A 13,649-nucleotide genomic window follows, 5' to 3' on the forward strand; every position below is an offset into this window, starting at 1 on the left:
ATAAATATATATTTTAGTATTTCAATATTTCAATATTTCATGATCCAAAAAAAGATATCTGATCAGGAGTTAAAATAACAGGTAATGAAATATCCCAGTATTGTTTAGGTATATTATGAACTAATTGAAAATTATAAGCAAAACCTACTGGTAAAATATTTTTTTTTCTCCAATCTTTTAAACAAATATCATAAAAACCACCACCCATACCTAATCTAGCACCTGTCTTATCAAAAGCTACTAATGGTACTATTATGACATCTAAATCAGATGTTGAAATAATATCTTGAGTATGAAAATAAGGCTCAAATATTTTATATTGATTACAATATAAAATAGACTTAGAAGTAAAATGAGCAAATAATAACGTTTTATTATGAACTGAATTTATTATAGGAAGAAAAACTTTTTGATTATTTAACCATAACTTTAAAATAAAAGGATATGTATTTATTTCTCCATCAAAAGGTAAAAAAACAGCTATATTTTTAGCTTTACGAATCAATGTATAATTACATGCTAAATGAGAAATTTGTATAGATGCATTATATTGTTGTTTTACTGTCAAAGATTGACGCATATAGCGCATATATTGACGAATATTTTTGCGGTGTTTTAAAATTTTTGATAACATAGCATGTATATATATATATTAAAAAAATCATTTTATTTTTTTAATAGTTTTTATTCCTGTTTTTGTTCCAATTAAAACGGTATCTGCACCTCTAGAAGCAAATAAACCTACTGTGACCACTCCAGGTAAAGCATTTATTTTTTTTTCCATTAATATAGGATCTTTTATACATAAATTATATACATCTATGATTATATTACCATTATCAGTAATTACATTTTTCCGGTATTTCGGTTTTCCTCCAATTTTTATCATTTCTTTTGAAACATAAGATATTGCCATAGGAATAATTTCAATAGGTAACGGAAAGTTTCCTAAAACATCTACTTTTTTTGATTTATCAACAATACAAATAAAGTTTTGCGCCATTGCAGCAATAATTTTTTCTCTAGTTAAAGCTGCACCTCCACCTTTAATCATTTGTAAATGATGATTTATTTCATCCGCACTATCAATATAAAGAGCTATAGAACTAAAATGTTTTAAATTAAATACTTGTATTCCTTGTTCTTTTAATAAAGCAGTTGAACTATTAGAACTAGATACTGTTCCACATATCAAATTTTTTATTGTACTTAAAGCTTTAATAAAATAAAAAATTGTTGTACCAGTTCCAACTCCAACAATAGAACCAGGATAAATATAATCCAGTGCAGCCCATGCTGCCTGTTTTTTTAATTGATTTAAATTCATAATATAAAAAATTATTTTATTTTAACATGGTACTTATTCAATAGAATAAATAATATATTTTTGATCTAGTTTGGGTAAATATTTAATATATGAAATTAGTATTTTTAAATAATAATGTTATATTCTTTATTTAATAAATATTATTTATATTAGGCAGTTAATAGAAAAAGATATTGTTTAGAATGGCTGGGGTACCTGGATTCGAACCAGGGATGCCGGTATCAAAAACCGGTGCCTTAACCACTTGGCTATACCCCATAATTTTAATACATATTGAAAATATATTTAGTAGTTATACGGGAGGCGAGACTTGAACTCGCATACCTTTCGGCGCCAGAACCTAAATCTGGTGCGTCTACCAATTTCGCCACTCCCGCTAAAAAATAGTAGCTACGATGGGAATTGAACCCATGACCCCAGCGTTATGAGTGCTGTGCTCTAACCGACTGAGCTACGTAGCCTAATAAAAAATTTATTAATTTATTAATAATGCTATTATTTTATAATATATCAATTAAATAATCAATAAAAATTATATTAAAAAACATCATACATATTATATTTTTTAAAAATATATATATAAATTAATAAGAGAAATAAAATGGATAAAAAAATTCAAAAATATAATAATTTTATTTGTGAAATTATAAATCAAGATTTTATAAAAAATAAAGATTTATTATTTCATACTCGATTTCCACCTGAACCAAACGGCTATCTTCATATTGGTCATGCTAAATCAATATGTTTAAATTTTGAATTAGCTAAAATATATAAAGGAAAATGTAATCTTAGATTTGATGATACTAATCCACTAAAAGAAAATATTAAATATATTAATGCTATTCAATATGATATTCATTGGTTAGGTTATAATTATGATAATACTTGTTATTCTTCTCAATATTTTTCAAAGTTATATCAGTATGCAAAAGAATTAATTAAGAAAGGACTAGCTTATGTAGATCAATTAACAAAAGAACAAATACGTGAGTATAGAGGTAGTCTAAAACAACCAGGACGAAATAGTCCATATAGAAATAGAACAATTAAAGAAAATATGCAACTTTTTTCAAAAATGAAAAAAGGAGAGTTTCATGAAGGAGAAGCATGCTTACGTGCTAAAATTGATATGAATTCTTCCTTTATTATTATGCGTGATCCTGTTTTATATCGCATTATTTTTTCTGAACATCATCAAACTAAAAAAAAATGGTGCATATATCCTATGTATGATTTTGCTCATTGCTTATCTGATTCTATCGAAGGAATTACACATTCATTATGCACATTAGAATTTCAAGATAATAAATGTTTATATAATTGGATTTTAAAAAATACAAGCGTTACACAATATCCTCAACAATATGAATTTTCTCGATTAAATTTAGAATTTTCACTCTTATCTAAAAGAAAAATAAAAATACTAATTGAGAAAAATATCATTAAAGGCTGGAATGATCCTCGTATATCTACACTATCTGGATTAAGAAGAAGAGGATATACACCATCTTCTATTAAAGAATTTTGTCATAAAATCGGTATTACTAAACAAAATAATTTAATAGAATTTTCGATGTTAGAACATTGTATTAGAACTGAAATGAATAAAACAGCAATACGTACTATGGCAGTATTAGAACCAATTAAAATATTTTTATACAATCTAGATGAAAATTATGAAGAAAAATTAATAATTCCAAACCATCCTAATAATCCTGAATTAGGTACTCATGAAATTATTTTTACTAATATTATATATATTGAACGTTCTGATTTTAAAGAAAAGTATGATAAAAAATATAAAAGATTGAAAATTGGGGAAGAAATACGTTTAAGATATGCTTATGTAATAAAAGCAGAAAAAATAGATAAAGATGAATATGATAATATTATTAGTATAATATGTTATTGTGATATAACAACTTTAGGAAGAAAACCAAAAAATAAAAAAAATCCTTCAGTTATACATTGGATTGCAATAAAAAATTCATTTCCAGCAGAATTTAGATTGTATCATCAACTATTCAAAATAAAAAACCCCGAGCAAACAGAAGACTTTCTATCTTATATTAATCCAGATTCACTAGTAATAAAAAAAGGATTTATTGAGAAAAATATAGCAAAAAAAATTCAGAAAGAAATGCATATTAAAAATAAAAAAATATTTTTTCAATTTGAAAGAGTTGGATATTTCTGTCTAGATAATATAGATTCTAAAAAAAATAAACTAATATTCAATCGAACTGTTCATTTACGCGACTCGTGGAATTTAAAAAAATAAATTAAAATAAAAAACATTACTAATAAGTATCAGTATATAATCTTACTTATATTTTATAAAAAAAATCAAGTGATAAATATAGATACATATCTATCAAAATTATTTTGATATTTTTTAAATTTTATTAACTCTAATAATATAAAAATTTTTCTATTAATCTATATATTCAAATATAATAAATAAAATTTTTAAATTAAATACTTATTCATCTTAACTAATATTTTTATATTTAGCATGACTAAAAATTATATTTTTATCACTGGTGGAGTAGTTTCATCTTTAGGAAAAGGAATTGCAGCTGCTTCATTAGGTGCAATATTAAAAGCGCGTAACTTAAAAGTAACAATAATTAAATTAGATCCATATATTAATGTAGATCCTGGAACGATGAGTCCTACTCAACATGGAGAAGTATTTGTTACTGAAGATGGAGCTGAAACAGATTTAGATTTAGGTCACTACGAACGATTCATTCATACTAAAATGACATGTTTAAATAATTTTACTACAGGAAGTATTTATTCTCAAGTATTACAAAAAGAAAGAAGAGGTGATTATTTAGGTGCAACAATTCAAGTCATACCTCATATCACTAACGCTATTAAAGAAAGAATTATTTTATGTTCCAAAAATAATAATATTATTCTTGTAGAAATAGGTGGGACTGTTGGAGATATTGAATCTCTACCATTTTTAGAAGCAATTCGTCAAATGGCAGTTGATATTGGCCGTAAGAATGTTATATATATACATTTAACACTAGTTCCCTATATTTCTACAGCAGGTGAAATTAAAACTAAACCTACTCAACATTCAGTAAAACAACTTCTTTCAATAGGTATACAACCAGATATTTTAATATGTCGATCTGAACAAACTGTTCCTCTTAATGAAAGAAAAAAAATTGCATTATTTTGTAACGTACCAGTTAATGCTGTAATATCTTTAAAAGACGTTGATTCAATATATAAAATTCCAAAATTATTAAAAAATCAAAAATTAGATAATTATATATGTGAATATTTTCAATTAAATGCTCCTGAAGCTGATTTAAAAGAATGGGAAAAAGTAATTAATGCAGAAAAAAGCTCTAATAAAACAATTGTTATTGGAATTATTGGAAAATATATTAAATTACCTGATGCCTATAAATCTGTAATAGAAGCTCTTAAACACGCAGGTTTAAAAAATAAAATAAAAGTAAATATAAAATTAATTAATTCACAAAATATAAAAAATAAAAATGTTAGACAACTTAAAAAACTTAATGGCATTTTAATACCTGGTGGTTTTGGAGATCGTGGTATTGTCGGGAAATTATTATCTATACAATACGCACGAGAAAATAATATTCCATATTTTGGTATTTGTTTAGGAATGCAAATAGCAATTATAGAATTCGCACAAAATGTAGTAGGAATTAAAGAAGCCAATTCAACAGAATTTGATCCTGAATGTAAATATCCTGTTATAGATTTAATAAATAATCAAAACATACATACATGTACAAAGTATACAAAAAAAAATAATAACATTGATTTAGGTGGTACTATGAAACTAGGCAGTCAACCCTGTAAATTAAGCATTAATAGTTTGTCTAGAAAACTATATAATAAAGATATTATCATAGAAAGACACAGACATCGATATGAAGTAAATAATATTTTATTAAAAAAAATAGAAACAGCTGGATTAAAAGTAACTGGGCGCTCTCAAAATAATAATGTAGCCGAAATAATTGAAATCTCTAATCATCCATGGTTTTTAGCATGTCAATTTCATCCTGAATTTACTTCTACACCACGAGATGGGCATCCATTATTTATAGATTTTATAAAATCAGCAGGAAAAAATAAAAAAAATTAATATAATTACATCAAAAAATATTTTTAAAATATATTGAGGAAAAAATGTCTAGAATTATTAAAGTTGTAGCTCGAGAAATAATAGATTCTCGAGGTAATCCTACTGTAGAATCTGAAGTTCATTTAGAAGGCGGATTTATCGGAATAGCTTCTTCTCCTTCTGGTGCATCTACAGGTTCTTTAGAAGCACTAGAATTAAGAGATGAAGATCTAAATAGATTTACAGGGAAAGGAGTAAAAAAAGCAGTAAGATTAATTAATGAAAAAATATTTAGTGCATTAAAAAATAAAAATGCTAAAAATCAAAAAAATATTGATTATACTATGATTGATTTAGACGGTACAATTAATAAATCTCAATTAGGTGCTAATGCTATTTTATCTGTATCTTTAGCTGTTGCAAAAGCAGCTGCTTTATGTAAAAAAATACCTTTTTATGAACATATAGCAGAAATCAATAATACAAAAGGTGTATTTTCTATGCCTCTTCCTATGATAAACATTATCAATGGTGGAAAACATTCTAATAATAATATTGACATTCAAGAATTTATGATTCAACCGGTGAGTGCAAAGAATATAAAAGAAGCTATACGTATGGGATGTGAAGTATTTCATGCATTAGGTCAGCTACTAAAAGAAAAAGGTATGAGTACAGCAGTAGGAGATGAAGGTGGATATGCACCAAACTTAAAATCTAATGAAGAAGCTTTAGATGTCATTCAAGATGCTATACATAAATATACTAAATATAAATTAGGTGAAGATATACGATTTGCTATAGATTGTGCTGCATCTGAATTATACAATAAAGAAGAAAAAAAATATCAATTAAAAGGAGAGAAAAGTCAATTTTCTTCAAAAGAATTTACTCATTATCTAGAAAAATTATCTAATAAATATCCTATTATATCTATTGAAGATGGACAAGATGAATCTGATTGGGAAGGTTTTTTATATCAAACAAATATTTTAGGAAATAAACTACAATTAGTAGGAGATGATTTATTTGTTACTAATACAAAAATTTTTAAAAAAGGTATTCAAAAAGGTATTGCAAATTCTATATTAATCAAGTTAAATCAAATAGGCACGTTAACAGAAACACTTGAAGCTATAAAAATGGCAAAAGAATCAAATTATAATGTAATAATCTCTCATCGATCAGGTGAAACAGAAGATACTTCTATATCAGATTTATCAGTAGGTACATCATCAGGACAAATAAAAACTGGTTCTATGAGTCGTTCTGATCGAACATCAAAATATAATCAATTAATAAGAATAGAAGAAAATTTAGGTACAAAAAATGCACCTTTTCAAGGATTACAATCAATTAAATTAACACTTTAATTATATAAAATGTAAAAAAAAGAATCAGGTATTTTATAACATATGCCTGTTTCTTACTTCTAAAAAATTAATACTCTAAAAAAATAAAAACGGAAAGATATGAATTATCCAATTAATGAAATATTTCAAACAATACAAGGCGAAGGTTACTATACTGGAACGCCATCAATTTTTATCCGATTACAAGGTTGTCCTGTCCGTTGTCAATGGTGCGATACTAAATATACATGGACATGCTCAAATAATAATCAAATTTCTTATGAAGAACTAGTTAAAAAAAAAATATCTGATCAAACATGGAGTTATATTAATGCTATACAAATTCTTGAGAATATTAAAAAAAAAGAATGGACGGCTAAACATGTAGTAATTACTGGTGGAGAACCTTGTATATATAATTTATTGTATCTTACTACAGAATTAGAAAAACAAGGATTTAAATGTCAAATAGAAACTAGCGGTACCAAAATAATAAAATGTTCTTCAAATACATGGGTCACTGTTTCCCCTAAACAACATCAAAATACATTACCCGCATCAATATTACGTTCTGATGAAATAAAATATCCGATTTTAAAACAAGAAGATTTATTTTATTTAGAGAAAATGCTATCCATGGTTAAAAATAAAAAATGTCGAGTTTTTTTACAACCTATCAGTCAAAATCAAGAAGCATTAAAAATATGTATAAAAAATTGTATAATAAAAAATTGGCGACTATCAATACAGTTACATAAATATATCTTAATAAAATAAGATATTAATCTTCTCAGTTATTTTTTTTATTACCACCTTTATAAATACAACCTGATGTACAAGTTTCTTGAATCACTATAGTGCTTAAGAGAGGTAAATTAGGTTTTAAACGAATCCAAATCCATTTAGCTAAATTTTCACTAGTAGGGTTTTCTAAACCAGATATATCATTTAAAAAATGATGATCTAACTGTTCATAAATAGGTTGGAATATTAATTTTATATCAGCATAATCCATTATCCATCCAGTTTTATTTTCAATTTCACCTTCTATTTCCAAACGAATTAAAAAAGAATGACCATGTAGTCGTCTACATTTATGTTCTTTAGGAACGTACGGTAAATAATGTGCAGCTTCTAAAGAAAAATTTTTAAAGATAATAGTTTTCATATATGTATAAAAAATATATAATTTTATGTTAAAAAAATGTAATAATTATTTATTTATACCATTTTTAGACAACAAATTCAATGGATTTATAGATTTACCTCTATAACGAACTTCAAAATAAAGTTTTGCTATTTTTGTATCAGATAAACCCATAGTAGCAATTTTTTGATTAACATATACCATTTCTTTTTGTTTGACGAAAATTAAATTATTAAATGCATAAATACTAAGATAATTGTTTTTATGTTTTAGGATAATTAATCGACCATATTTTTTAAATTCATTAGTAATAAACATTACTCTTCCAGTAGCTGCAGCAAAAACAGGTTGATCTTTAACACCAAAAAATTCTATTTCTTTATTATTTGATTTATCATGATACTCATATTGAATATTTTTACTCTTAATAGGCCAATTCCAATATTCAGAAGAGTCAAAAGATTTCTTATTTGAAAAAAAATAGTTTTTTTTAATCTCGTTATTATAAAAAAAACATATTTGACTCGTTTTATATTGTATATGATTTTTAAAAAATTTTGACCATTTAAATGTTTGATTTAACATTACTTCACAAGAAGTGTATTTTTTATTATTGTTATTAAAAGTTAAAATAAAACAATTATTTTTATTTTTATCTATTAAAAAATCTCCTATCCATATTTTTTGACCTACTATAATTTTATAAGGTTTATTAATAAAATTAAATTTAGATAATTCATAATAATTATGACCATATTTTTTAGCAATAGAATAAAGAGTATCTTTTGATTTAACAATATAAAATATTTTAAATCGATTTTTTTTAAAAATACCAATAAAATTATTATTACTAATATTAAATGTATATTGCTTTATATTTTTTTTTTTTTTTTTGATTGTAAAAATGAAAAGCATTCGTTTTTTTTTAAAAAAAATAATTTTTCTTTACTTTTTTCATATAAATCAATATTCCAATAATCTTTGTTTTTTATCAAAACTGTCTTATTACTATTCTGAGAAGATAAAACAAAAGAATACTTACAATAAAAAAAAGATATAAACATAAAAAAAAATAATTTATATAAAAAAATTTTTAATAACATTATTTTTCCATTTTTTCAAAAAAGAAATTCATTTTATATTTTTTGTGTAAGAATTACGGCAGATTGACAAGCAATTCCTTCTTTTCTTCCAATACATCCTATCATATTAGCAGTTGTAGCTTTTACACTAATATTATCTATATTAGTATGTAAATCTAAGGATAAATTAGATCTTATTAAAAATATATAAGAAGACATTTTTGGACATTCCGCAATAATTGTAATATCAATATTACATATATCATAATTTTTTAATTGTATGATTTTCCAAATATCTCTCAACAGTATTCTACTATCAATATTTTTATATATTTTATTACTACTAGGGAAAAAAGTACCAATATCACCTATTGCAGTAGCACCTAATAATGCGTCTATCACAGAATGTATTAAAACATCACCATCAGAATGAGCAATCAAACCTTTTTCAAAAGGAATTAAAGCACCGCCAATAATTAATGGTTTTTTATTTCCAAACGAGTGAAGATCAAAACCGTATCCAATTCTCATGAATATATCCTTGTTTATTCACCGTGATTACATTTTTTTAAATAAAAATTTGCAAAACTAAGGTCTTCTGGAGAAGTAATTTTAATATTATTGCCACCTCCTAAAACTAATAATGGATAATATCCATAATATTCTAATGCTGACGCTTCATCTGTAATAGAAATATTGTCTTTAATAATTTTTTTTAAACAATATTTTAAAATATTAATTTGAAATAACTGAGGAGTTAATGCATGCCATAAATTTTTTCTATATATAGTAGAAAGTGATTTTTTTCTTTTGGTATCACTATATTTAATAGTATCAGATACCGGTCTTGCTAAAAGACCACCTACTGGATTTTGCTTAATAATAGATATTAATTTCTCTAAATCTTGATAACTTAAACAAGGACGAACAGCATCATGTACTATAACCCAATCAATATCTTTTATTATTTTTAATCCTGCTAAAACTGAATTTATTCTTTTTTGCCCACCTATAACAGAAATAATACGAGGATGAGATGATATAGATAATTTATGAAAGTAATTATCTTGATGATTTAAACTTACAATAATACGAACTATATTAGGATGTAATAATAATGTTGCTAAAGTATGTTCAAGTATAGTACGATTTTGAATTTTTATATATTGTTTTGGAAAATCTAATTGCATTCTACTGCCAATTCCTGCAGCAGGTACTATAGCTACAATTTTCGGTCTAAATAAACTAAATAAGATCATTTTACATCCAAAATAATATTACTAAAAAAATTATTTTTTGTAATTAATTTAATAATTTTTTATTTAAATATCATTATGTTTAATATCATTAATATGATTTAAATTTTCAATTTCTGACATTATTTGATTATTACGAATATCAAGATCCGCGTTAGTTTTTTTTTCTTTTATAACTTTATTATAGATTTTTATATAATCTATAACACCATTTTTTCCTAACCAAAGAGAATATTGTAACCAAAGAAATATAAACAATAAAAATATTTTTAATATCTTCATATTTTATTTTACAAAACCATATTTTATAAAAAAAAATGTTTAATCTATTTTATTAAAAGATATAATATTATTATCATATAATATTTTAATTAATTTTTTAGAGTTTTTTTTTAGAGAATCTGTACCATCTAAAAGTAGATTCGGTCTTTCTGGAATTTCATACACATCATTAATACCGGTAAAATCAGATATCACTCCAGCATGAGCTTTTGCATATAATTTTTTAGGATCGCGATCTTTGCATATATCAATTGGAGTATTAACAAATATTTCTAAAAAATTTTTTTTTCCTAATATATTGCTAATCATATTTCTTTGATATCTATATGGAGAAATAACTGATACTAATATTATCATTCCAGCCTCTAACATTATTTTTGATACTTCTCCAATACGTCTGATATTTTCTTCTCGATCAAGTTTTTGAAAACTTAAATCTGAACATAATCCAGATCTTATATTATCACCATCTAGTAAACAAGTGTGAATATCATTTTCAAATAATATTTTTTCTAGATAATTAGCAATACTTGATTTTCCTGAACCTGATAAACCAGTAAACCATATTACAATTGATTTATGACCATATTTTTTTTCACGCTTGATACGTGTAACTAAATATTTTTGCCAAAAAATATTATTTTTAAAGTAATTAGTCATTTTAATTAAAAACCTTTTTTACTTCTAATTTTGGAATATTCCAATGCGGAAAATGTTTAGAAATAAAAGCATGAAAGTCTGATTCAAAGTCTTTTGCCTTATTATCTAATACACTTTTTTCTATTTCTAAATGATTTTTTATCATTCCTGCACCTACTGTAATATTTGTTAAAAAATCAATAAAGATTATATTACCTGTCATCCGATTATCATCGTAATTATCAAAAATCATAGGCTCACTAAAAACCACTTTAACCTGTCCAATACTATTTAGAGAAAGAGAATTACTTTTTCTTTTTATCAAAGTATTAACATCTATTTGAAATAATATTTCTTTTATATAAACACGTGTTTTTTTTCCAGATAATTTAACATGATATGATTCTCCTATTGATAATACATTATCTGTCATCCAAACTATATCAATGATAGCTTCTTGAGATGGCTTTAAAGAAGAGTCAATATTTACAAAAAAATCTCCTCGATTAATATCTATTTCATTGTCTAAAACTATTGTAATTGCTTCACCTATTTCAGCTTTTTTTAAATTCTTATCAAAAGTCACAATTTTAGAAATACGTGAATTTATATTAATTGGCAATACTTTAATTAATTGTCCTACATGAATACTACCAGACATTAGAGTTCCAGAATATCCACGAAATTCTGAATTAGGACGATTAATATATTGTACTGGAAATCTTATTTCTTCTGAATTATTTTTAATATCTTTAATAGTTATCGTTTCTAAAATATTTAATAGTGTTGGACCATTGTACCAAGTCATTAAACTATTTTTAAAAACAATATTTTCACCTATCAATGCTGATATAGGAATAAAAAAAATATTTAAATCATTTGGAAGTTTTTTAGAGAAATGAAGAAATTTTTTTTTGATATTAATAAATAATTCTTCCTTGTAATCTACTAAATCCATTTTATTAATAGCAACAATTAAATATTTAATTCCAAGTAAAGTAGAAATAAAACTATGTCGACAAGTTTGTTCTGATAAACCTTTTCGAACATCAACTAATAAAATAGATAAATCACAAGTAGAAGCACCAGTTACCATATTACGAGTGTATTGTTCATGACCAGGAGTATCTGCGATAATAAATTTTCGTTTATCAGTAGAAAAGTAACGATAAGCTACATCAATTGTTATTCCTTGTTCTCGTTCAGATTGTAATCCGTCAACTATGAGTGCTAAATCAACATTATCTCCTTGTGTACCATGACGCTTGCTATCATGCTTTAAAGTAGATAATTGATCATCATAAATTTGTTGAGTATCATTCAACAAGCGACCAATTAATGTACTTTTACCATCATCTACACTACCACATGTTAAAAATTTTAATAAAGTTTTCTTTTGATGTAAATCTAACCATTCTTTAAAGTTGTCTCTTTTTTTAATATTCATTATTTAAACTTTATCCTCTTTAATTTTAAAAATAACCTTGTCTTTTTTTCAATTCCATTGAGCTTTTTTGATCATAATCAATAGTTCGACCTGTCCTTTCGCTAGTTTTTACTATTAAAGTTTCTTCAATAACTTCTTCAAGAGTTTTAGCTTCTGATTCAATAGCGCTAGTTAAAGGCCAGCATCCTAAAGTACGAAATCTCACTAATTTTTCTTTTATTACTTCATTAGGATGAAGATTAATACGTGTGTCATCAATCATTATTAATGCACCATCTCTTTCTAAAACTGAACGTATAGAAGCAAAATAAAGAGGAACAATTTCAATTTTTTCTAAAAAAATATACTGCCAAATATCCAGTTCAGTCCAATTAGATAGTGGAAATATACGAATGTTTTCTCCTTTGTTTATCTGTCCATTATAATTCCACCATAATTCAGGACGTTGTTTTTTTGGATCCCATTGATGAAAAGAATCACGAAAAGAATAAATACGTTCTTTAGATCTCGATTTTTCTTCATCTCGTCTTGCTCCACCAAAAGCAGCATCAAAATTATATTTATTTATAGCTTCTTTTAAACCTTCTGTCTTCATGATATCAGTATATTTGCTTCCTCCGTGTTCAAAAGGATTTAAACCCAATAATTTTCCTTTTGAATTACAATGTACTATTAATTCTATATTAGAAGTATTAGCAATATGATCTCTAAATTGATACATCTCTTTAAACTTCCATCCAGTATCTATATGTAATAAAGGAAAAGGTAAATTGCCAGGGTAAAAAGCTTTTTTTGCAAGATGTAACATTACTGAAGAATCTTTACCAATAGAATACAACATAACAGGATTTTGAAATTCTGCCATTACTTCTCGCATAATATAAATACTTTCTGATTCTAATTGATGCAAATGAGTCGTATTTTTTGTAAACATTTATTTTCCTTAAATAAATTTTACTATTTAAAATATTATTTCAGATATAATTAA

The 13,649-nt window shown here is 24.8% G+C and carries 14 protein-coding genes and 3 tRNA genes; 4 read left to right on the forward strand and 13 right to left on the reverse strand.

What is annotated here, in order from left to right:
• Positions 1-37 precede the first annotated feature (37 nt).
• The 5 genes from D9V67_RS02110 to D9V67_RS02130 all read right to left on the reverse strand — a co-directional run bounded on the left by D9V67_RS02110 (position 38) and on the right by D9V67_RS02130 (position 1,788).
• Positions 38-634: a 5-formyltetrahydrofolate cyclo-ligase gene (locus tag D9V67_RS02110; RefSeq protein WP_158359659.1), complete on the reverse strand. Its 597-nt coding sequence runs from the start codon at positions 632-634 to the stop codon at positions 38-40.
• A 27-nt stretch (positions 635-661) separates the two neighbouring features.
• Positions 662-1,327, reverse strand: a complete 666-nt coding sequence (rpiA, locus tag D9V67_RS02115; protein ID WP_158359662.1) for a ribose-5-phosphate isomerase RpiA — start codon at positions 1,325-1,327, stop codon at positions 662-664.
• A 183-nt stretch (positions 1,328-1,510) separates the two neighbouring features.
• A tRNA-Gln gene (locus tag D9V67_RS02120) sits at positions 1,511-1,585 on the reverse strand.
• A 37-nt stretch (positions 1,586-1,622) separates the two neighbouring features.
• Positions 1,623-1,704, reverse strand: a tRNA-Leu gene (locus D9V67_RS02125).
• Positions 1,705-1,714: 10 nt separating this feature from the next.
• Positions 1,715-1,788 (reverse strand) — tRNA-Met (locus D9V67_RS02130).
• A 140-nt stretch (positions 1,789-1,928) separates the two neighbouring features.
• Between D9V67_RS02130 and glnS the strand changes: the two genes are divergently transcribed.
• From glnS to queE, 4 genes are all read left to right on the forward strand, one after another.
• Positions 1,929-3,611 (forward strand): glutamine--tRNA ligase, encoded by a 1,683-nt coding sequence (glnS, locus tag D9V67_RS02135; RefSeq protein WP_158359664.1) that lies wholly within the window; start codon positions 1,929-1,931, stop codon positions 3,609-3,611.
• Positions 3,612-3,845: 234 nt separating this feature from the next.
• Positions 3,846-5,477: a CTP synthase gene (locus tag D9V67_RS02140; protein WP_158359666.1), complete on the forward strand. Its 1,632-nt coding sequence runs from the start codon at positions 3,846-3,848 to the stop codon at positions 5,475-5,477.
• Between the two features lie 44 nt (positions 5,478-5,521).
• Positions 5,522-6,829 carry a phosphopyruvate hydratase gene (gene eno, locus D9V67_RS02145; protein WP_158359669.1) on the forward strand — a complete coding sequence of 436 codons (1,308 nt, stop codon included), beginning with the start codon at positions 5,522-5,524 and terminating at the stop codon, positions 6,827-6,829.
• A gap of 99 nt (positions 6,830-6,928) precedes the next feature.
• Entirely contained in the window at positions 6,929-7,585 is a 657-nt protein-coding gene (gene queE, locus D9V67_RS02150) for a 7-carboxy-7-deazaguanine synthase QueE (protein ID WP_158359671.1), read from the forward strand.
• Positions 7,586-7,598: 13 nt separating this feature from the next.
• On the opposite strand, the gene queD is transcribed toward queE, so the two are convergent.
• The 8 genes from queD to cysD form a co-directional block, all read right to left on the reverse strand.
• A complete protein-coding gene (gene queD, locus D9V67_RS02155; protein ID WP_158359673.1) occupies positions 7,599-7,976 on the reverse strand; it encodes a 6-carboxytetrahydropterin synthase QueD in 378 nt (125 codons plus the stop codon).
• Positions 7,977-8,021: 45 nt separating this feature from the next.
• Positions 8,022-8,870, reverse strand: coding sequence for a peptidoglycan DD-metalloendopeptidase family protein (locus D9V67_RS02160; protein ID WP_261979674.1), 849 nt, complete (start codon positions 8,868-8,870; stop codon positions 8,022-8,024).
• 221 nt (positions 8,871-9,091) lie between these two features.
• Positions 9,092-9,568, reverse strand: coding sequence for a 2-C-methyl-D-erythritol 2,4-cyclodiphosphate synthase (gene ispF, locus D9V67_RS02165; protein WP_158359675.1), 477 nt, complete (start codon positions 9,566-9,568; stop codon positions 9,092-9,094).
• 14 nt (positions 9,569-9,582) lie between these two features.
• A complete protein-coding gene (gene ispD, locus D9V67_RS02170; RefSeq protein WP_158359677.1) occupies positions 9,583-10,296 on the reverse strand; it encodes a 2-C-methyl-D-erythritol 4-phosphate cytidylyltransferase in 714 nt (237 codons plus the stop codon).
• A gap of 63 nt (positions 10,297-10,359) precedes the next feature.
• Positions 10,360-10,575 carry a septum formation initiator family protein gene (locus tag D9V67_RS02175; RefSeq protein ID WP_158359679.1) on the reverse strand — a complete coding sequence of 72 codons (216 nt, stop codon included), beginning with the start codon at positions 10,573-10,575 and terminating at the stop codon, positions 10,360-10,362.
• A 39-nt stretch (positions 10,576-10,614) separates the two neighbouring features.
• Positions 10,615-11,235, reverse strand: a complete 621-nt coding sequence (gene cysC, locus D9V67_RS02180) for an adenylyl-sulfate kinase (protein WP_158359682.1) — start codon at positions 11,233-11,235, stop codon at positions 10,615-10,617.
• 1 nt (position 11,236) lies between these two features.
• Positions 11,237-12,661, reverse strand: a complete 1,425-nt coding sequence (gene cysN, locus D9V67_RS02185; protein WP_158359684.1) for a sulfate adenylyltransferase subunit CysN — start codon at positions 12,659-12,661, stop codon at positions 11,237-11,239.
• A 25-nt stretch (positions 12,662-12,686) separates the two neighbouring features.
• On the reverse strand, positions 12,687-13,595 hold the full coding sequence (gene cysD, locus D9V67_RS02190; RefSeq protein ID WP_158359687.1) for a sulfate adenylyltransferase subunit CysD: 909 nt from the start codon (positions 13,593-13,595) through the stop codon (positions 12,687-12,689).
• Positions 13,596-13,649 lie beyond the last annotated feature (54 nt).

The organism is Buchnera aphidicola (Brachycaudus cardui) (genome assembly GCF_005081945.1).
GTDB lineage: Bacteria > Pseudomonadota > Gammaproteobacteria > Enterobacterales > Enterobacteriaceae > Buchnera > Buchnera aphidicola_AN.